The organism is Micromonospora chaiyaphumensis, from assembly GCF_900091435.1.
GTDB lineage: Bacteria > Actinomycetota > Actinomycetes > Mycobacteriales > Micromonosporaceae > Micromonospora > Micromonospora chaiyaphumensis.
Genome location: NZ_FMCS01000002.1, coordinates 732,425 through 750,199 on the forward strand (window position 1 = coordinate 732,425; position 17,775 = coordinate 750,199).

The window sequence follows — 17,775 nt, forward strand, 5'->3', positions numbered from 1 at the left end:
TCAGGCGCGCAGGCCCAGGCGGATCACCAGGTCGAGCAGGGCGAAGACGAACAGCGCGATGCCGACGAAGCCGTTGGCGGTGAAGAACGCCCGGTTGACCTTGCTCAGGTCGGTCGGGCTGACCACCAGGTGCTGGTAAGCGAAGGCGACCGCGGTGAGCGCCAGCCCGATCCACCAGAGCCAGCCGAAGCCCACCAGCGCGCCGAACCAGATGAACAGCGCGAAGGTCACCACGTGCGCGACGGTCGACGCGTGCAGCGCGAAGCGCCGGCCGTAGCGGGCCGGGACGCTGTGCACCCCGATCTCCCGGTCGATCTCGGAGTCCTGGCAGGCGTAGATGAGGTCGAAGCCGCCGATCCAGAGGCCGACCGCCGCGCCGAGCAGCCAGGCCGGCCCGGAGCCGGCGAGGGTGCCGGTGACCGCCAGCCAGGCGCCGACCGGGCCGACCGCCTGGGCGACGGCCAGGATGGCGTGCGGCCAGTTGGTGAACCGCTTGCCGTAGGGGTAGACGACCAGCGGCACCACGGCGAGCGGGGCGAGCGCCAGGCAGAGCGGGTTGAGCAGGGCGGCGGCGGCCAGGAAGACCACCAGGGCGACGACCGCGCCGGTCCAGGCCGTCCGCACGCTCACGGCCCCGGTGACCAGCTCCCGGTTGGCGGTACGCGGGTTGCGCGCGTCGATCCGCCGGTCGAGGATCCGGTTGGCGGCCATGGCGAACGTCCGCGCCCCGACCATCGCCACGGTGATGAGCAGCAGGTCGAGCCACCGCACTCGCCCGCCGTGGACCTGCATGGCGGTCAGCGCCGACAGGTACGCGAACGGCAGCGCGAAGACCGAGTGCTCGATCGTGACGAGCTTGAGGAACGACTTGACCCGACCCGGGCGTTCCACCGGGACCTCGGCGACGGTGGCCATCAGATGCCGTACTCCTTCCAGCGCTTGTCGACCAGCGAGACCACCTCGGGCGACATGGTCATCTCCTCGGGCCAGCCCCGGGTGTAGCCCTCGGTGGGCAGCTTGCGGGTCGCGTCGAGGCCCGCCTTGCCGCCCCAGAACTGCTGGTACGAGGCGTGGTCCAGGTGGTCCACCGGGCCCTCGGTGACCAGCAGGTCCCGGGCGTAGTCGACGTTGCCGAACGCGCGGAACGCGACCTCGTTGTAGTCGTGCACGTCGCAGTCCTCGTCGACGATCACGATGAGCTTGGTCAGCGACATGAGGTGGGCGCCCCAGATCGCGTTCATCACCTTCTGCGCGTGCTTCGGGTAGCGCTTGCGGATGGAGACGATCGCGCAGTTGTGGAAGACGCCGGCGGCCGGCAGGTCGTAGTCGACGATGTCCGGGATCATCAGCTTGAGCAGCGGCAGGAAGATCCGTTCGGTGGCCTTGCCGAGGCCGTGGTCCTCCTGCGGCGGCTTCGAGGTGATGATCGAGTGGTAGACCGGGTCGCGCTGCATGGTCATGGTCTCGACGTGCAGCACCGGGAACGGCTCGACCGGGGTGTAGAAGCCGGTGTGGTCGCCGAACGGGCCCTCGGGCAGCCGCTCGCCGGGCTCCAGGTAGCCCTCCAGCACCACCTGGGCGTGCGCCGGCACCTGCAACGGCACGGTGAGGCAGTCGACCATCTCCACCCGCTCGCCGCGCAGGAAGCCCGCGAACAGGTATTCGTCGATGTCGCCGGGCAGCGGCGCGGTCGCCGCGTACGAGACGACGGGGTCGCAGCCGATGGCGATGGCGACCGGAAGCCGCTGGCCGAGCCGCTCGGCGACGGCGTGGTGCGCCGTGGAGTCCTTGTGGATCTGCCAGTGCATACCGAGGGTGTTCCGGCCGTGCTGCTGGAGCCGGTAGAGGCCGAGGTTGCGCTTGCCGGTCTCGGGGTGCTTGGTGTGAGTCAGCCCGAAGTTGTGGAAGATCCCGCCGTCGCCGGGCCACACCTGGAGGCCGGGCAGCCGGTTGAGGTCGACGTCGTCGCCGCGGTAGACCACCTGCTGGCACGGCGCGGTCTTGACCTTGCGCGGGGGCACCGACTTGAGCTGCATCACCTTGCCCAGGCCCTCGCGGATGCCGGACCAGCCGACCGGCAGCTCCGGCTTGATGAGCCCGCCGATCCGCTCGCCGATCTCGTCAAGCGTCTCGACGCCGAGCGCCATGGCCATCCGCTTCTCGGTGCCGAACAGGTTGATCGCCACCGGCATCTCGCCCCGGGTGGGCCGCTCGAAGAGCAGCGCCGGGCCGCCGTCGCGGACCGTCCGGGTGACCACCTCGCTGATCTCCAGGGTGGGGTCGACCGGCACGCTCACCCGCCGCAGCTCGCCCGCGGCCTCCAGCGCCGCGAGGAAGTCCTTGAGATCGGTGTACGGGAAGCCACGAGCCGCCATGCCCGCCAGTCTCCCGCACCGGTGTTCTCAGCGTCCAAGCCGGGTGCTGTGAGCTGAGCCGTAGCGTCGGGCGAGCGCACCCGGCGCAGTCGGCGGGCCCGCATGGCTCCCCACTCAGCGGGTAGTCGAGCCGCCGGACGAAAGGGGGCGTCGATGGGCGACGGACGGGTCCCGGCAGGGTTCACCGAGCAGCGGACCCGGGTCGGTGACGTCACGATCAACTACGTCCGCGGGGGCAGCGGGCCCACCCTGGTGCTGCTCCACGGCTACCCGCAGTGCTGGCGGATGTGGCGGCACCTGCTGCCGGTGCTCGCCGAGTCGTTCGAGGTGGTCGCGCCCGACCTGCGCGGCTTCGGCGACAGCGACGCCCCGACCGACGGCTACGACAAGAAGACCGTCGCCGCCGACCTGCACGGGCTGCTGACCGGGCTCGGCCTGGTCGAGGACATCCGCCTGGTCGGTCACGACCTCGGCACGATGGTCGCCTACGCCTACGCCGCCGCGCATCCCGACCGGGTGTCCCGGCTGGCGCTCACCGAGGCGCCGATCCCCGACGAGAGCATCTACGCGATTCCGGCCCTCACCGCCGCCGGCCCGGCCGTGTGGAACTTCGGCTTCTTCAACCTGACCAACGGCCTGCCGGAGCAACTCGTCACCGGCCGGGAACCGCTCTGGGTGGATCGGTTCACCGACTCGATCATGGTCAACAAGGGCAGCATCGGTCCGGAGGAGACGGCGGAGTACGGCCGGCACCTGCGGGACCCGGCCCACCTCTGGGCGAGCTTCGCCTACTTCCGGGCGTTCGGACAGGACGTGGCGGACAACGCCGCGTACCGGGCGACGAAGCTGCCGATGCCGGTCCTCGCCGTCGGTGCCCGGGCCAGCCTCGGTGAGCAGGTGGCCGAGCAGGTCCGGCGATACGCCGACACGGTCACCGGCGAGGTGGTGGAGGAGTGTGGCCACTGGCTCTTCGAGGAGCGGCCGGCCGAGCTGGCCGACCTGCTGCTGCCGTTTCTGCGGGGCTGAGGCCGCCGGTCAGGAGGCCGGGGACCAGGCGTACGCGGCCAGCGGCGGGTCGAGCGGGGCGTCGGTGAGCCGGTTGGCGAAGGTCGAGATCGTGTACGTGCCGACGCCGAGCACCGCGTCCAGCGCGTGCCGGGGCTGCCAGCCGGCGGCCAGGAAGGCGTCCAGGTCGCCGTCCGGAACCGCGCCCCGGTGGTCGAGGACGGCGACGGTGAACCGGCGCAGCGCCTCCAGGCGGGGGTCGGGCAGCGCGGCGCCGGCCCGGAGCGCCTCGATGAGCCCGGGCGCCGCGCCCTGCCGGGTGAGCGACGCGGTGTGCATGGCCACGCAGAGGTGGCACTCGTTGCGGGTGGCCACCGTCAGCACGACCACCTCGCGGGCGACCGGGTCGAGGTCGGTGGACTCGAAGACGGCGTTGGCCGTGAGGAAGCCCTTGAGCAGCTCGGGTGACTCGGCCATCAGGGCCACGGCGCCGGGCAGGTGGCCGAACTTCCGGTGCACGTCGGCCATGGTGCGACGCGCGGCGGCGGGCGCGGTGTCGAGGGTGTGGGCGGTGAAGACGGGACGGGACATGACGGGAACCCCTCGCGTAATATAGTCAACGTGGTTGACGAAATAGTAAACGGGGTTGTCGAACATGGCAACGCCTGACCGCCCGGGCTTCGTACTCCCGCTGCTGCTGCTCGCCGGCTTCCGCACGCTCATCGACGACCTGCACGCCGAACTGGCCCGGCAGGGGCACCCCGAGCTGCGCCCGGCCCACGGCTTCGTGCTCCAGGCCGTCGGCCCCGCCGGGACCACGGCGTCCGACCTCGGGCAGCGCCTCGGCGTCTCGAAACAGGCGGCCGGCAAGACCGTCGACCGGCTGGTCGCACTCGGCTACCTGGAACGCGCCGACGACCCCGCCGACGCCCGCCGCAAGCTGGTCCGGATGACGGCGAAGGGCCACGACGGGCTGCGCCGCTCGGCGGTCGTCTTCGACGACCTGCGGGACCGCTGGGCGGCGATCCTCGGCGCCGAGCGGGTCGCGGCGATCGAGGACGACCTGCGCCGAATGGTCCCGGCCGACGTCTTCCGCCTCGACGTCCCCGGCTGGTTCAGCGGGTGACAAACATCGTCGCGCCTTGACCCCGCAACAGGGCCGGCGGCGACGATGTCGGTATGGACGACGCGTACGTGGTGGGTGATCCGGACGGGCTCAGCCCCCTGCAGGCCGAGATCCGGGACGCGGTGGCCCGCGAGCTCCACGCCCAGTTCGCGCTGCGGGCCGACCGCCTCGACCTGGCCGACCTCCCCGAGGTGGCCTACCAGATCACCCTACGCGTCGACGGCGTGCTGACCGCGAGCCGGTCCGGGTGCGGGGGTCAGACGCCCGCGTAGGAGTGCAGGCCGGTGAAGAAGAAGTTGACCCCGAACAGGTTCATGAGCATGGTCAGGAAGCCCACGACGGAGATCCAGGTGGCCACGTTGCGCTTGACGCTCGGGGTGGCCCGGGCGTGCAGGTAGCCCGCGTAGACCACCCAGGAGATGAACGCCCAGGTCTCCTTCGGGTCCCAGCCCCAGGCGCGGCCCCAGGCCGCCTCGGCCCAGATCGCCCCGGCGATCACCGCGAAGGTGAAGACCGGGAAGGCGAAGGCGTGCAGCGTGAAGGTCAGCCGCTCCAGGCCGGCCGCCGCCGGCAACCGCCGGGCCAGGGTGTACGGGAAGCTCCGCTTCCCCTGCTCCCAGCCGGCCCGCATCAGGTACGCCACGGCCGGCACCACGCCCAGCAGGAAGATGCCGGAGGCGAAGATGATCGTCGACACGTGGATGATGAACCAGTAGGACTGGAGCGCCGGCATCAGCGGCACGACCTGCACATAGAGCTTCAGCTCGGCGAACGCCAGCAGCAGCACCATGACGAGGGTCAGGAACAGCCCGAGCCGGCGCAGCGACGGCTGCTTCCAGAGCACCGCGAGCCAGGCCGCCGCCCCGATCCAGGTGACCGTCAGCACGAACTCGTACATGTTGCCCCAGGGCATCCGCTCGGCGGCGATGCCCCGGGTGACCACCGCGCCCAGGTGCAGTGCGGCGGCGAGCACGGTGATCCAGGCGGCGATCCGCCCGGCCAGCGCGGCCCGGGCGGCGGAGCGGCCGGCGCGGGTGGCGGCCGGCGTGACCGGGGTGGCCGGCTCCTCGACCGTCCCGCCGGGGCCGCCGACGCCGGCGCCCACCAGCTCCCGGGCCGGGGCCGCCGCCGGCACCTTCCGGGCGTTGCCCAGGGCGTACTCGACGGCGTGGCTGATCATCGCGACCAGGTACGCGAGGATCGCGAACGTGACCAGCTGGTCGGAGAGTGCGGACATCACTCGTCTCCTTCTCGCGCCCGCCGGTCGTCGTCCCGCCCGTCGTCGCTGACCGCGGCGACGAGCTGTGCGAACTCGTCGGCGAACCCTGGATGCTCGGTGCGCGGCAGCCCACCGGCCTCCACCAAACTACTACCGCTCGTCGGAGATCCACCCACCGGGGGCGAAACCCGGAACCAGACCCGCCGCCGCCGGGCGAAGAGCGAGCCCATGAGCCCGAGCAGCAGCGTCACGCAGGCGACGAGCATCATGCTCTGGCCGGGGGCGTACCGGACCGAGATGGTGATGTAGGGCTTCGTGCCGAGGAACTCCAGCGTGCTGCCGTCGTCCAGGGTCCATTTCTCGCCGGGGCGCAGCAGCTTCTCGCCGACCTGCTTGAGCTTGCCGTTGTCGATCTGCCGCTGGTCGAGTGCGTAGACCGAGCCGGGGATGCCGGCGTCCAGCCCGAGGTTGCCCCGGTAGGCCCGCAGGTTCACGGCCGGGTTCCGCTCCGCCGGGAACTGCGACGACAGGTAGGGCCCCCGGTCCGGCGCGGTGGGCAGGTAGAGCCCGTCGAAGGCGACCTGCTGGTCGGCGGCCCGCTTGCCGGTCTTCGGATCGACGTTGGCGTCGGGGAAGGCGGCCACGCCCTCCTCGGTGGCGTTCTGGTCGCCGCTGCGCAGGAACGGCGCCGTGCTGGTCTGGGTGCGGCCGTACCGGTCGGTGTACCTCAGGATCGGCGCGTACCCATTGCCGAGCAGGTAGACGTTGGCCGCGCCGAGCCGCAGCGGCGAGTTGACCGAGAAGCCGGCGGTCCGGGTCGACCCGTCCTCCTGGTGGTCGACGGTCACCGTGGCCCAGTAGCGGGAGGCCTGACCGGACTCCAGGTAGTCCGCCTCGAACCTGTCCAGCGTGAGGCAGAACGGCGGCAGGTCGGAGCTGTCGACGCGCGGGCCCAGCGACGCCTCCGCGTACTGCTGGCGGGTGTTGCAGAAGGCGTTGTCCGCGCCGGACACCAGGATCCGGTTGCCGTGCCAGCCGTACCACGACCCGACCGCGACCCCGAGCAGGACGGCGACCAGCGAGACGTGGAAGAGCAGGTTGCCGGTCTCCTTGAGGTAGCCCTTCTCGGCGGAGACCTCGTTGCCGCGCACGGTGACCCGCCAGCGGCGGCGGCGCAGCACGGCCGCGATCGCCTCCGGATCGGCGGCGGCCGGGGCCTCCAGCACCGCGTGCTGGGGCAGCCGCTCCAGGCGCTTCGGGGCGGCGGGCGGCCGCATCCGCAGCGCGCGGACGTGGTCGCGGGCCCGGGGCAGGATGCAGCCGACCAGCGAGGTGAACAGCAGCAGGTAGATGGCCGAGAACCAGACCGAGCCGAACACCTCGAACATGCCCAGCTGCTGGAGCCGGGGCGCCAGGTCGGGGTGGTCGACGAAGTACTCGTTGACCTTCTCCGGGCTGACCCCGCGCTGCGGCAGCACCGAGCCGGGAATGGCGGCGATCGCCAGCAGGAAGAGCAGGATCAGGGCCGTACGCATGCTGGTGAGCTGCCGCCACGAGTTGCGCAGCAGGGCCAGCACGGGGTGGATTCGTCGCCGGGGCGCCCCGGCGGGCGGCGCGGCCGGCCGGTCGTCCACGGTCGTCATCAGATGCTCACCTCGCCCACGCCCACGTGCGTCTGCAACCAGATCACGAAGTCCTGCCAGCCGCCGGTGACCAGCGCCACGCCGATCAGGATCAGCAGCGCGCCGCCGATCCGGGTGACCCAGCGGCTGTTGCGGCGGACGGCGCGGAACACCCCGAGCAGGCGGTGGAAGCCCAGCCCGAAGACGACGAACGGTACCCCCAGCCCGAGGCAGTACGCCACGGCGAGCAGCACGGCCCGGTCGGTCCGCCCGTCGACGGTGGCCATGCCGAGCACGGCGCCGAGGGTCGGGCCGGTGCACGGCAACCAGCTCAGCGCGAAGACCGCGCCGAGCACCGGGGCGCCGAGCAGCCCGGCGGCGGGGAGCCGCCGGATGCGGAACTCGCGCTGCATCCCGGGGACCACGCCCAGGTAGCCGAGGCCGAGCACGACGACCAGGGCACCGATGACGATCTCCAGCGTGCGCTCGTACTGGAAGAAGAGCTTGCCGACACCGGAGAAGAGGATCGCGGTGGCGACGAACACGGCGGTGAAGCCGGCGATGAAGAGCAGCGTGCCGGCCAGCACCCGCCCCTTGACGGCGACCGCCGACCGGGTGGCCGGTGCCGTCGCCAGGGCGACCCCCGCGCCGCCGGCGGGGTTGACCGGTGTCCCGTCCGCTACCGGAGGCGGGCCCTTCCGCGCGCTCCGGCCCTCCAGGTCCGCACCGGCCAGCCCGGTGACGTACGACAGGTAGCCGGGCATCAGCGGCAGGACGCACGGGGACAGGAAGCTGACCAGCCCGGCGAGCGCCGCGGCCCCGACGGCCAGCAGCAGCGGGCCGGACTCGGCGAGCTGGCGGAAGGTCTCGCCCATCAGCGGGAACCGGACGCGGGCTGCTCGGCGGCGACCCGCTCGACGATGGGCTGGAGCTCGTCCCGGGTGATCGCCCGGCGGATCACCACGGCGACCCGGCCCTCGCGGTCCAGGACGACGGTCGCCGGCGTGGTGTTGGGCGGGATGTCGAAGTTGAGCGCCTGCCGGCTGGCCGGGTCGAAGAGGCTCGGGTAGGTGACCCGGCCCTCCTCGAACGCGATCGCCTTGTCCTTGCTGTCCTGCACGTTGATGCCGAGGAAGGTCACACCGGACGCCTTGGTGGCCTGGTACACGGCCTCCAGGTCGTCGGCCTCCGCCCGGCAGGGCGCGCACCAGGAGCCCCAGAAGTTGGCCACGACGACCTGGCCGCGGGCCTGCGAGATGTCGTAGCTGCCGCCGGTGAGCAGCTCACCGCTCACCTTCGGGGTCTTCGACCGCTGGTCGGGGGCGCAGGTGATGGTGACGCCGTCGCTCGCGCAGCGGCTCTCCTCGCTGCCGGAGGAGCAGCCGGCCAGCGCCGTCGCGGCGGTGACGGCGGCGAGCAGGGCGGCGACGAGCCTCCGGCTGGGCATCAGGCTCCCTTGGCCGTCCGGGCGGTCGGCGAGATCGAGACCAGGTGGGCCGCGGGCTCGGAGTAGCCGATGCCGACGATCTTGGCGCCGTCGAAGTGGAACGAGGTGAGGCTGGCCAGGCCGCACTGCCGCCGGCGCGGGTCGTGCCAGAGCCGCTTGCGCTCGACGTAGCGGCGCAGGGTCCAGATGGGGAGCTGGTGGGAGACGAGCACGGCCTCGCGCCCCTCGGCGGCGACCCGGGCGGCGTGCAGCGCGCCGAACATCCGCTCGGCGATCACCCGGTAGGCCTCGCCCCAGGACGGGGTGACCGGGTCGCGCAGCACCCACCAGTTGCGCGGGTCGCGGAACGAGCCGTCGCCCGGCGAGACCTTCTTGCCCTCGAACCAGTTCGCGCTCTCGATGAGCCGCTCGTCCACCCCGACCGGCAGGCCGAACTGGGCGGCGATCGGCTCGGCGGTCTGCTGGGCGCGCTCGAGCGGGCTGGCCACCACGTGCACCACGGTGCGCTCGGCGAGCGCCTGCGCGGCGGCCTTGGCCATCTGGACGCCCAGCTCGGAGAGGCGGAAGCCGGGCAGCCGGCCGTAGAGGATGCCGTCCGGGTTGTGCACCTCGCCGTGCCGCAGCACGTGGACCACCGTCTCGCTCACCGTTCTACCCCCCGTGTCCTGCCGCTGCCGCCGCCGTCGCCGCCTCGGGCAGGGCCGCGGCGATCTGCTCCAGGGCGGCGTCGTCGATCGCCGCCGACACGAACCACGACTCGAACGCGCTCGGCGGCAGGTAGACGCCGGCGGCGAGCATGGCGTGGAAGAACGCCTTGAACGCCGGCACCTGCTGGGTGCGCGCGCTGTCGTAGTCGGCCACGTCGGCGTCGGTGAAGAAGATCGAGAACATGTTGCCCGCGCAGGACAGGCGGTGCGGGACCCCGGCGGCGGCCAGCGCCTCGGTGGCGAGCTTGCCCACGGCGGCGGCCGTCTCGTCGAGGCGGCGGTAGAGCGCGTCGTCGGCCAGCCGCAGCGTGGCCAGGCCGGCGGCGCAGGCGAGGGGGTTACCGGAGAGCGTGCCGGCCTGGTAGACCGGGCCCGCCGGGGCCAGCTTCGCCATGATCTCCGCGCGCCCGCCGAACGCCGCGGCGGGCAGGCCACCGCCCATGACCTTCCCGTACGTCCACAGGTCAGCGTCGGAGGGGTCGAGGCCGTGCCAGCCGGCGCGGGAGACCCGGAACCCGGTCATCACCTCGTCGACGATCAGCAGCGCGCCGTGCGCGTGGGCGATCCGGGCGAGCTGCTGGTTGAAGTCGCCGCGCGGGGCGATCACGCCCATGTTGCCGGCGGCCGCCTCGGTGATGATCGCCGCGATGTGCGGGCCCTCGGCGGCGAAGGCCTCCTCGACCGCGCGCAGGTCGTTGTACGGCAGCACGATGGTGTCGCCCGCCGCCGCCCCGGTGACGCCGGGCGAGTCGGGCAGCCCGAAGGTGGCCACGCCCGAGCCGGCGGCGGCCAGCAGCGCGTCGGAGTGGCCGTGGTAGCAGCCGGAGAACTTGACGATCTTGGCCCGGCCGGTGAAGCCGCGGGCCAGCCGGATCGCCGACATGGTCGCCTCGGTGCCCGAGTTGACCAGGCGGACCTGCTCCACCGGGGTACGCGCGACGATCTCGGCGGCCAGGTCGACCTCGCCCGGGGTCGGGGTGCCGAAGCTGGTGCCGAGCGCGGCGGCCTCGCGCAGCGCCTCGACCACCGCCGGGTGGGCGTGACCGAGGATCAGCGGGCCCCAGGAGCAGACCAGGTCGACGTAGCGGCGACCGTCGGCGTCGAAGAGCCACGGACCCTCCCCCCGGACCATGAAGCGCGGGGTGCCGCCGACGGCACGGAACGCGCGTACGGGGGAGTTGACCCCGCCGGGCACGATGGCCTTGGCGCGGTCGAACAGGGCCTCGGAGGCCGGTGCGTCGGCCGGGTAGCGGCCGGATCCGGCGGAAAAGGTATCGGTCACGATGCCGCCATTGTGTCAGCGCCGGGCGGCTGATCGGCAGGCACCCCGCACCGAGGGTTACCGGGCTCACGCCCTCGTCCGTTCGGCGCGGGCCACCGACCGGCGGGTCGCTCGACGGGCCCGTTGGTCGAGATCGCGATAGGCTGACCGGGTGGATCGTGCCGAACTGTCCATCACGCTACACCGGACGGGTGACGAAGCCGTGCTTCGCCTCGCCGGTGAGATCGACATGCTCACGGCCGCCCAGCTGTCGACGGTCGTCAACGAGGTGCTGGCCGATCCCCCGCCGCGCATCGTGCTCGACCTGGGCGGGGTCACCTTCTGTGACTCGCAGGGGCTCGGCACCCTCGTGGTGCTCAGCCGCAAGGCCAGTCACGCCCAGAGCCTGCTGGTCCTGAGCAACGTCGGCGACTTCCTCCTGCGCGTCCTGGACATCACCGGCCTCCGCAGCGCCCTGATGATCCGCAACGAAACAGCCCCCTGACCCGCCGCCCCGCTCGGCGTTGATCAAGAAGTTTGCGTCTGCCGGAGCTGGCTTCCTGACGCAAACTTCTTGATCAACTGGGCGCGGGCGGTCAGGTGACCGGGACGTCGCGGCGGCGGAAGGCCGTCAGGCCGGCTGCCGCCAGGGCCAGCGCCACGACGGCCAGGGTCCAGAGCGGTGTGGCGCTCCAGGTGTCGCGGAGGACCTGCGGGGTGTGCGTGAACGGGGACAGGTCCAGCAGCCACTGGTCGAGTTCGAGCACCGCGCCGAGCTGGCCGAGCAGGACACAGACCGCCAGCACCGCCCAGGCCACCGGGGCGAGCCGGGGCAGCAGGCCGTAGAGCAGCACGGCGAGCCCGGCCAGCACCCAGGCGGCGGGCACCTGGGCCAGCCCGAGGCCGAGCATCCGGGGCAGCTCCCGGGACACGTCGTGCACGCTGAGGCCGTACGTCAGGCCGGTGGCCAGGCCCGTCACGGCGAGCACCACGACCGGGCCGACCAGCGCGAACACGACGTGCGACAGCAGCCAGGTGGAGCGGTGCGTGCCGGTGGCGAGCACCGGTTCGGCGTGCCCGGCGGACTCCTCGGCGCGCATCCGCAGCGCGGCCTGGATGCCGTAGCCCGCCGCGGCCAGCCCGGCCAGGCTGAGCGTGGCGCCCAGGTAGGCGTCGGCCAGGCCGGAGGCCCCGCCGATCCGGGCCATGATGTCCTCCAGCTGCGGGTTGCCCTCGACCGAGCGGCCGGCCGCCTCCGCGGCGCCGCCGAGGATCAGCCCGAGCAGGCCGAAGCCGACCGACCACCAGAGGATCTGCCCCCGGTGCAGCCGCCAGGCCAGCCCGAACGGCCCGGCGAGCCCCCGGCCGGCGCCGGCCGGCCCGAGCCGGGGCGGCAGCACCCCGGCGCCCAGGTCACGGCGCACCGAGACCGGGTACGCGACCGCGGCGAGCAGCGCCGACGCGACCAGCGGCAGCGCCAGCACCCACCAGCGCTCCCCCTCGAAGGGCCGGATCCGGGGCGCCCACCCCAGCGGGGAGAGCCAACTGGGCCAGTCGTTGCTGGCGGTGTCACCGACCATCCGCAGCGCGAACGCGGCGCCGAGGACGGCGATGCCGATGCCCCGGGCACCGCCCGCCGTCTCGGTGAGCTGGGCGGCCAGCCCGCCGAGGGTGGCGAAGACCACGCCGGTGAGCGCGGTGCCGAGGCCGTACGCCCACGAGCCGGCGGCGGGCAGCCCGGTGGACGCCAGCCCGGCCGCGCTGAGGAGGCCGAGCAACAGGTCGGCCGCGTACGTGACGAGCAGCGCGGCGGTCAGCCCGGCGTGCCGGCCGAGCACCGCTCCACCGAGCAGTTCCCGCCGGCCGGCCTCCTCCTCGACGCGGGTGTGCCGGATCACGGTCAGCAGGCTGGCCAGCGCGACGATGACCAGCAGGAAGCCGCACCGCTGGGCGGTCAGCGCGCCGACGCTCTCCCCGTAGACCGGGCCGAGCAGCGCGACGATCGAGGGGTTGCGGGCGGTGCCGGCGGCGTACGCGGCCCGCTCGGCGTCGGTCGGGAACAGCTCGAAGAAGCTGGTGGCGTACGTCATCGGCAGCACGGCGAGGACCAGCACCCAGAGCGGGAGCACGAGGCGGTCCCGCCGCAGGACGAGCCGCGCCAGGGGCCACGTGCCGGTGAGGGTGCTCATCGGGCCAGCTCCTCGGGGACGGCCTCGTAGTGCCGCAGGAACAGCTCCTCCAGCGTGGGCGGCGTGCTGACCAGGCTGCGGACGCCCAGCTCGGTGAGGCGCCGCAGGGCGACGTCCAGCGCGGCGGAGTCCACGTCGAAGCGCACCCGGTTGCCGTCCACCCGCAGGTCGTGCACGCCGGCCAGGTCGGCCAGCCCGTCGAGCGGGGCGGTCACCTCGGCGTCGATCGACGTGCGGTGCAGGTGGCGCAGTTCGGTGAGGGTGCCGGACTCGACGGCCCGGCCGTTCCGGATGATCGTCACCCGGTCGCAGAGCGCCTCGACCTCGGCCAGGATGTGGCTGGAGAGCAGCACCGTGCGGCCGTCCTGCTTGGCCCGGCGTACCCAGTGCTGGAAGACCTCCTCCATGAGGGGGTCGAGCCCGGAGGTGGGCTCGTCGAGGATGAGCAGCTCGACGTCGGAGGCGAGCGCCGCGACCAGACCGACCTTCTGCCGGTTGCCCTTGGAGTAGGCCCGGCCCTTCTTGCGCGGGTCCAGCTCGAAGGACTCCAGCAGCTCGGCGCGGCGCTTCGGGTCGAGCCCGCCGCGCAGCCGGCCGAGCAGGTCGATCACCTCGCCCCCGCTCAGGTTGGGCCAGAGGGTGACGTCGCCGGGCACGTACGCGAGCCGGCGGTGCAGGGCGACGGCGTCCCGCCACGGGTCGCCGCCGAGCAGCCGGACGGCCCCCGCGTCCGCCCGCAGCAGACCGAGCAGCACCCGGATCGTGGTCGACTTGCCGGAGCCGTTGGGGCCCAGGAAGCCGTGCACCTCGCCGGCACGGACGGTCAGGTCGAGTCCGTCGAGGGCTCGGGTGCGGCCGAATGTCTTCACCAGGCCGGACACCTCAATGGGAGTTTCCATACTTCGGAAGCTACGCTCGTTTCACAAACTTGTGAAGACAGTGAGAGCTGAGAGACGATCAGGTGTGATGAGCGAGACGACACCGATGACAGGGCCGCCCCACCGGGACGAGGAAGAGGTCCACCTCTTCGTCGAACGGATGGCGATGGCCTTCGCGGAGGTCGGCTTTCCCCGGATGGCCGGCCGGGTGCTGTTCACCGTGATGAGCGCCGACGAGCCGCTGACCGCCGCCGAGATCGCCGAGCGGCTGGGGGTGAGCGCGGCGGCCGTCTCCGGCGCCGTGCGCTACCTCACCCAGTTCGCCATCCTGGTCCGCGAGCCGGTCAAGGGTTCCCGGCGGGACCGCTACCGGATGCCGGCCAACGCCTGGTACGAGGCCACCATCACCAAGACGGGCCTCTACAAGAACTTCATCGACATCGCCAACGGCGGGGTGGACGCGCTGCACGGGCGGAACACCCCGGCCGGCGAGCGGGTGGCCGAGATGCGGGACTTCTTCCTCTTCGTACAGGAGGAGATCGACGCCCTCGGCGAACGGTGGCGGGCCCGGCGCGCCGCGACGGGGCACGGCGACCGGGCCGACGCCTGAACCCTCAGGCGTTGTTGCCCCAGCGGGCCTGCTCCAGCAGGTCCACCGCACGCTCCCGGGACTCCGGGTCGTCGTCGGCCCGCAGCAGCGCGGTCGCCTCGTCGACCGCGTCGGTGAGCACCCGCCACTGGGCGTCGCGCTCCCGCACCAGGTCCGACTGGGCGGCGAGCTGCCGGGTCTTCACCCACAGCTCGACGAAGACCGACACCTTCGCCCGCAGCACCCACGGGTCGAAGGGCTTGGTCAGGTAGTCGACTGCGCCGACCGCGTAGCCCCGCAGGGCGAGCTGGGCGTCCTTGTCCGCGGCGGTGAGGAAGATGATCGGCACGTGCCGGGTCCGCTCCCGCCGCTTGATGTGGGTGGCGGTCTCGAAGCCGTCCATGTCCGGCATCTGGGCGTCCAGCAGGATCACCGCGAAGTCGTCCACCAGGAGCTGCTTGAGCGCCGCCTCACCGCTCTCCACGGCGACCGACTGGACCGGAAGCCCCTGGAGGATCGCCTCCAGGGCCATCAGGTTCTCCCGCCGGTCGTCCACCAGCAGCGCCTTGGCCATCTGGGTCACGGAGTCTCCTCGCCTCGGCTCCGGCCGATCCAGGACGCCATCAGTTCGATCAGCTCGTCCAGATCCACCGGCTTGGTGATGTAGTCGCTGCCCCCGGCCGCGATCGCCGATTCCCGGTCACCGGGCATCGCCTTCGCCGTCAGGAACACGATGGGCAGGTCCGCGAAGCGGTGGTTGCGGCGGATCTGCGCGGTCGTCTCGTAGCCGTCCTGGTCCGGCATCATCGCGTCCATCAACACGATGTCCACCTCCGGATGCTCGGCCAGTTGGCGGACGCCGTCCGCCCCGTTGTCCGAGTACAACACGGCCATGCCGTGAAGTTCCAACGCGGAGGTCAGCGCGAACACGTTCCGGACGTCGTCGTCGATGATCAGAACGGTCACGCCCTCCAGCCGGCGGGTCGCCGGAGTCTCCTGCGGCTGCGGCAGCTCCATGGGCATGAGCAGGGACGACGGCAGGCCCGCGCGCTGCGGCGAGGGCGGCGCCGGCGCCACCACCGCGTCCGGTGCCAGCACATCGGGTACGAAGAGGGTGAACGTCGACCCCTGCCCGGGCGCGGAGGCCACGGTGATCGTGCCGCCGAGCAGGCGGGCCAGGTCCCGGCTGATCGACAGGCCCAGGCCGGTGCCGCCGTAGCGCCGGCTCGTGGTGCCGTCGGCCTGCTGGAACGCCTCGAAGATCAGCGAGAGCTTGTCGTCCGAGATGCCGATGCCGGTGTCGATCACCGTGAACGCGATGACCTGCCGGGCGTTGGTCAGCGCCGGCACGTCGAACACCGCGTTCTCGGCGGCCGGCGCGATGCGCAGGGTGACCGCGCCGTTGTCGGTGAACTTCACGGCGTTGGAGAGCAGGTTGCGCAGGATCTGCTGCAACCGCTGGGCGTCGGTGACCAGCGCCGGCGGCAGGTCCTTGCTGACGCGTACCTGGAAGTCGAGGCCCTTCTCCTCGGCCTGCGGCGCGAACGCCTGCTCGACGTAGCTGCGGATCTCCGAGAAGTGGATCTCGGTCGGCTCCACGTCCATCCGGCCGGCCTCGATCTTCGACAGGTCGAGGATGTCGTCGATCAGGGAGAGCAGGTCCGACCCGGCGCCGTGGATGGTCCGGGCGAACTCGATCTGCTTCGGGCTCAAATTCTGCTCCGGGTTCTCGGCGAGCAGCCGGGCCAGCAGGAGCAGCGAGTTCAACGGCGTACGCAACTCGTGGCTCATGTTGGCCAGGAACTCCGACTTGTACGCCGACGCCCGCGTGAGCTGCTGCGCCTTCTCCTCCAGGCCGAGCCGGGCCAGCTCGATCTCCCGGTTCTGCGTCTCGATGTTGGTCTTCTGCTCGGAGAGCAGCTTCGCCTTGTCCTCCAGCTCGGCGTTGGTGCGTTGGAGCTCCGCCGACTGCTCCTGCATCTCGTGCGCCAGCCGCTGCGACTGCGCGAGCAGCTCCTCCGTACGCCGGTTGGCCTGGATGGTGTTGACCGCGACGCCGATGGTGAGCACGAGCCGCTCCAGGAACGCCAGGTGCAGCTCGGAGAAGGTGGTGACCCCGGCGAACTCGATCACGCCGAGCAGTTCGCCCTCGAAGAGGACCGGCAGCACCACGAGGTCGGCCGGGGGCGTCTCGGCCAGGCCGGAACGGAGCACCAGGCGCCCGTCGGGCTGGGTGTTGACCCGGATGGTCCGCCGGGACAGGGCGGCCTGCCCGACCAGCCCCTCGCCCGGCCCGAAGGTCACGTCGTGCCCGCGGGCGACGTACCCGTAGGAGGCGGTGAGCCGCAGCCGCATGCTCCCCTCGGAGCTGTCCGCCAGGAAGAACGCGCCGAGCTGCGCGTCGACCAGCGGGGTCACCTCCATCATGATCATGCGGCAGACCTCGCCGAGATCCCGCTGGCCCTGGAGCAGGCCGCCGATCCGGGCGAGGTTCGAGTCGAGCCAGCCCTGCTCGGCGTTCTTCTTGGTCGTCTCCCGGAGGGTGACGATCATCTGGTTGATGTTGTCCTTCAGCTCGGCGACCTCGCCCTGCGCCTTCACGTTGATCCGCTGGGTCAGGTCACCGCGGGTCACCGAGGTGGAGACCTGGGAGATCGCCCGGAGCTGGGTGGTCAGGGTCGAGGCGAGCTGGTTGACGTTCTCGGTGAGGTCGCGCCAGGTGCCGCTGACCCCCTTCACCTGGGCCTGACCGCCCAGCTTGCCCTCGATGCCGACCTCACGGGCCACCCGGGTGACCTCGTCGGCGAACGAGGACAGCTGGTCGACCATGGTGTTGACGGTGTTCTTCAGCTCCAGGATCTCGCCCTGCGCGTCCACCGTGATCTTCTGACCCAGGTCGCCCTTGGCCACGGCGGTGGTGACCGAGGCGATGTTCCGCACCTGGCTGGTCAGGTTCGACGCCATCGAGTTCACGTTGTCGGTCAGGTCCCGCCAGGTGCCGCTCACGCCCTTCACCTGCGCCTGGCCGCCCAGCTTGCCCTCCGTGCCCACCTCACGGGCCACCCGGGTCACCTCGTCGGCGAACGACGACAGCTGGTCCACCATCGTGTTGACCGTCGACTTCAGCTCCAGGATCTCGCCCTGCGCGTCCACCGTGATCTTCTGCGACAGGTCACCCTTGGCCACCGCCGTCGACACCTGGGCGATGTTCCGCACCTGGGCGGTCAGGTTCGACGCCATCGAGTTCACGTTGTCGGTGAGGTCGCGCCAGGTGCCGGCGACGCCGCGTACCTGGGCCTGGCCGCCGAGCTTGCCCTCGGTGCCCACCTCACGGGCCACCCGGGTCACCTCGTCGGC

The 17,775-nt window shown here is 72.1% G+C and carries 18 protein-coding genes; 5 read left to right on the top strand and 13 right to left on the bottom strand.

Annotated elements, in window-relative coordinates; genetic code table 11:
• Window positions 1–915, bottom strand: a complete 915-nt coding sequence (gene mqnP / locus GA0070214_RS09315; RefSeq protein ID WP_091261342.1) for a menaquinone biosynthesis prenyltransferase MqnP — start codon at window positions 913–915, stop codon at window positions 1–3.
• Window positions 915–2,375 (bottom strand): menaquinone biosynthesis decarboxylase, encoded by a 1,461-nt coding sequence (locus GA0070214_RS09320; RefSeq protein ID WP_091261344.1) that lies wholly within the window; start codon window positions 2,373–2,375, stop codon window positions 915–917. The genes mqnP and GA0070214_RS09320 overlap by 1 nt, the downstream gene beginning before the upstream one ends.
• Before the next feature lie 153 nt (window positions 2,376–2,528).
• Here GA0070214_RS09320 and GA0070214_RS09325 point away from each other — a divergent pair, with 153 nt between their 5' ends.
• Complete coding sequence (locus GA0070214_RS09325; protein ID WP_091261346.1) at window positions 2,529–3,401, top strand: alpha/beta fold hydrolase; 873 nt, start codon at window positions 2,529–2,531, stop codon at window positions 3,399–3,401.
• A 9-nt stretch (window positions 3,402–3,410) separates the two neighbouring features.
• Here GA0070214_RS09325 and GA0070214_RS09330 read toward each other — a convergent pair whose 3' ends face one another.
• A complete protein-coding gene (locus tag GA0070214_RS09330; protein WP_091261348.1) occupies window positions 3,411–3,971 on the bottom strand; it encodes a carboxymuconolactone decarboxylase family protein in 561 nt (186 codons plus the stop codon).
• 64 nt (window positions 3,972–4,035) lie between these two features.
• Here GA0070214_RS09330 and GA0070214_RS09335 point away from each other — a divergent pair, with 64 nt between their 5' ends.
• Window positions 4,036–4,506 (top strand): MarR family winged helix-turn-helix transcriptional regulator, encoded by a 471-nt coding sequence (locus tag GA0070214_RS09335; RefSeq protein WP_091261350.1) that lies wholly within the window; start codon window positions 4,036–4,038, stop codon window positions 4,504–4,506.
• 53 nt (window positions 4,507–4,559) lie between these two features.
• Complete coding sequence (locus tag GA0070214_RS09340; protein ID WP_091261352.1) at window positions 4,560–4,778, top strand: hypothetical protein; 219 nt, start codon at window positions 4,560–4,562, stop codon at window positions 4,776–4,778.
• On the opposite strand, the gene ccsB is transcribed toward GA0070214_RS09340, so the two are convergent.
• From ccsB to hemL, 6 genes are read right to left on the bottom strand one after another with little or no spacing between them, the layout of a single operon-like run.
• On the bottom strand, window positions 4,763–5,743 hold the full coding sequence (gene ccsB, locus GA0070214_RS09345; protein ID WP_091261354.1) for a c-type cytochrome biogenesis protein CcsB: 981 nt from the start codon (window positions 5,741–5,743) through the stop codon (window positions 4,763–4,765). The genes GA0070214_RS09340 and ccsB overlap by 16 nt on opposite strands.
• A complete protein-coding gene (resB, locus tag GA0070214_RS09350; protein ID WP_091261356.1) occupies window positions 5,743–7,368 on the bottom strand; it encodes a cytochrome c biogenesis protein ResB in 1,626 nt (541 codons plus the stop codon). Before resB ends, ccsB begins: the two co-directional genes overlap by 1 nt.
• Window positions 7,368–8,222, bottom strand: coding sequence for a cytochrome c biogenesis CcdA family protein (locus GA0070214_RS09355; RefSeq protein WP_091261358.1), 855 nt, complete (start codon window positions 8,220–8,222; stop codon window positions 7,368–7,370). Before GA0070214_RS09355 ends, resB begins: the two co-directional genes overlap by 1 nt.
• Window positions 8,222–8,794, bottom strand: a complete 573-nt coding sequence (locus GA0070214_RS09360; RefSeq protein ID WP_091261360.1) for a TlpA family protein disulfide reductase — start codon at window positions 8,792–8,794, stop codon at window positions 8,222–8,224. Before GA0070214_RS09360 ends, GA0070214_RS09355 begins: the two co-directional genes overlap by 1 nt.
• Complete coding sequence (locus GA0070214_RS09365; protein WP_091261362.1) at window positions 8,794–9,441, bottom strand: histidine phosphatase family protein; 648 nt, start codon at window positions 9,439–9,441, stop codon at window positions 8,794–8,796. Before GA0070214_RS09365 ends, GA0070214_RS09360 begins: the two co-directional genes overlap by 1 nt.
• A gap of 4 nt (window positions 9,442–9,445) precedes the next feature.
• Window positions 9,446–10,783, bottom strand: a complete 1,338-nt coding sequence (gene hemL / locus GA0070214_RS09370; RefSeq protein WP_091261364.1) for a glutamate-1-semialdehyde 2,1-aminomutase — start codon at window positions 10,781–10,783, stop codon at window positions 9,446–9,448.
• 151 nt (window positions 10,784–10,934) lie between these two features.
• Here hemL and GA0070214_RS09375 point away from each other — a divergent pair, with 151 nt between their 5' ends.
• On the top strand, window positions 10,935–11,267 hold the full coding sequence (locus tag GA0070214_RS09375; protein WP_091261368.1) for an STAS domain-containing protein: 333 nt from the start codon (window positions 10,935–10,937) through the stop codon (window positions 11,265–11,267).
• Window positions 11,268–11,358: 91 nt separating this feature from the next.
• On the opposite strand, the gene GA0070214_RS09380 is transcribed toward GA0070214_RS09375, so the two are convergent.
• Window positions 11,359–12,951 carry an ABC transporter permease gene (locus tag GA0070214_RS09380; RefSeq protein ID WP_091261370.1) on the bottom strand — a complete coding sequence of 531 codons (1,593 nt, stop codon included), beginning with the start codon at window positions 12,949–12,951 and terminating at the stop codon, window positions 11,359–11,361.
• Window positions 12,948–13,850 (bottom strand): ABC transporter ATP-binding protein, encoded by a 903-nt coding sequence (locus GA0070214_RS09385; RefSeq protein WP_091261371.1) that lies wholly within the window; start codon window positions 13,848–13,850, stop codon window positions 12,948–12,950. Before GA0070214_RS09385 ends, GA0070214_RS09380 begins: the two co-directional genes overlap by 4 nt.
• A 67-nt stretch (window positions 13,851–13,917) precedes the next feature.
• Between GA0070214_RS09385 and GA0070214_RS09390 the strand changes: the two genes are divergently transcribed.
• Window positions 13,918–14,439 (top strand): GbsR/MarR family transcriptional regulator, encoded by a 522-nt coding sequence (locus tag GA0070214_RS09390; RefSeq protein WP_244167605.1) that lies wholly within the window; start codon window positions 13,918–13,920, stop codon window positions 14,437–14,439.
• 4 nt (window positions 14,440–14,443) lie between these two features.
• Here the strand turns inward: GA0070214_RS09390 and GA0070214_RS09395 are convergent, their stop codons facing one another.
• Together GA0070214_RS09395 and GA0070214_RS09400 are read right to left on the bottom strand one after the other, a co-directional pair.
• Window positions 14,444–15,001 (bottom strand): response regulator, encoded by a 558-nt coding sequence (locus tag GA0070214_RS09395; RefSeq protein ID WP_091261373.1) that lies wholly within the window; start codon window positions 14,999–15,001, stop codon window positions 14,444–14,446.
• On the bottom strand, window positions 14,998–17,775 hold a 2,778-nt coding region (locus GA0070214_RS09400; protein WP_139141777.1), incomplete at its 5' end, for a HAMP domain-containing protein. The genes GA0070214_RS09395 and GA0070214_RS09400, both read right to left, overlap by 4 nt.

Coding starts and splice junctions, on each gene's coding strand:
- mqnP (WP_091261342.1), bottom strand. CDS start 915: ATGGCCACCGTCGCCGAGGTCCCGGTGGAACGCCCGGGTCGGGTCAAG.
- resB (WP_091261356.1), bottom strand. CDS start 7,368: ATGACGACCGTGGACGACCGGCCGGCCGCGCCGCCCGCCGGGGCGCCC.
- GA0070214_RS09380 (WP_091261370.1), bottom strand. CDS start 12,951: ATGAGCACCCTCACCGGCACGTGGCCCCTGGCGCGGCTCGTCCTGCGG.
- GA0070214_RS09325 (WP_091261346.1), top strand. CDS start 2,529: ATGGGCGACGGACGGGTCCCGGCAGGGTTCACCGAGCAGCGGACCCGG.
- GA0070214_RS09385 (WP_091261371.1), bottom strand. CDS start 13,850: ATGGAAACTCCCATTGAGGTGTCCGGCCTGGTGAAGACATTCGGCCGC.
- GA0070214_RS09330 (WP_091261348.1), bottom strand. CDS start 3,971: ATGTCCCGTCCCGTCTTCACCGCCCACACCCTCGACACCGCGCCCGCC.
- GA0070214_RS09360 (WP_091261360.1), bottom strand. CDS start 8,794: ATGCCCAGCCGGAGGCTCGTCGCCGCCCTGCTCGCCGCCGTCACCGCC.
- GA0070214_RS09340 (WP_091261352.1), top strand. CDS start 4,560: ATGGACGACGCGTACGTGGTGGGTGATCCGGACGGGCTCAGCCCCCTG.
- ccsB (WP_091261354.1), bottom strand. CDS start 5,743: ATGTCCGCACTCTCCGACCAGCTGGTCACGTTCGCGATCCTCGCGTAC.
- GA0070214_RS09390 (WP_244167605.1), top strand. CDS start 13,918: ATGAGCGAGACGACACCGATGACAGGGCCGCCCCACCGGGACGAGGAA.
- GA0070214_RS09335 (WP_091261350.1), top strand. CDS start 4,036: ATGGCAACGCCTGACCGCCCGGGCTTCGTACTCCCGCTGCTGCTGCTC.
- GA0070214_RS09320 (WP_091261344.1), bottom strand. CDS start 2,375: ATGGCGGCTCGTGGCTTCCCGTACACCGATCTCAAGGACTTCCTCGCG.
- GA0070214_RS09355 (WP_091261358.1), bottom strand. CDS start 8,222: ATGGGCGAGACCTTCCGCCAGCTCGCCGAGTCCGGCCCGCTGCTGCTG.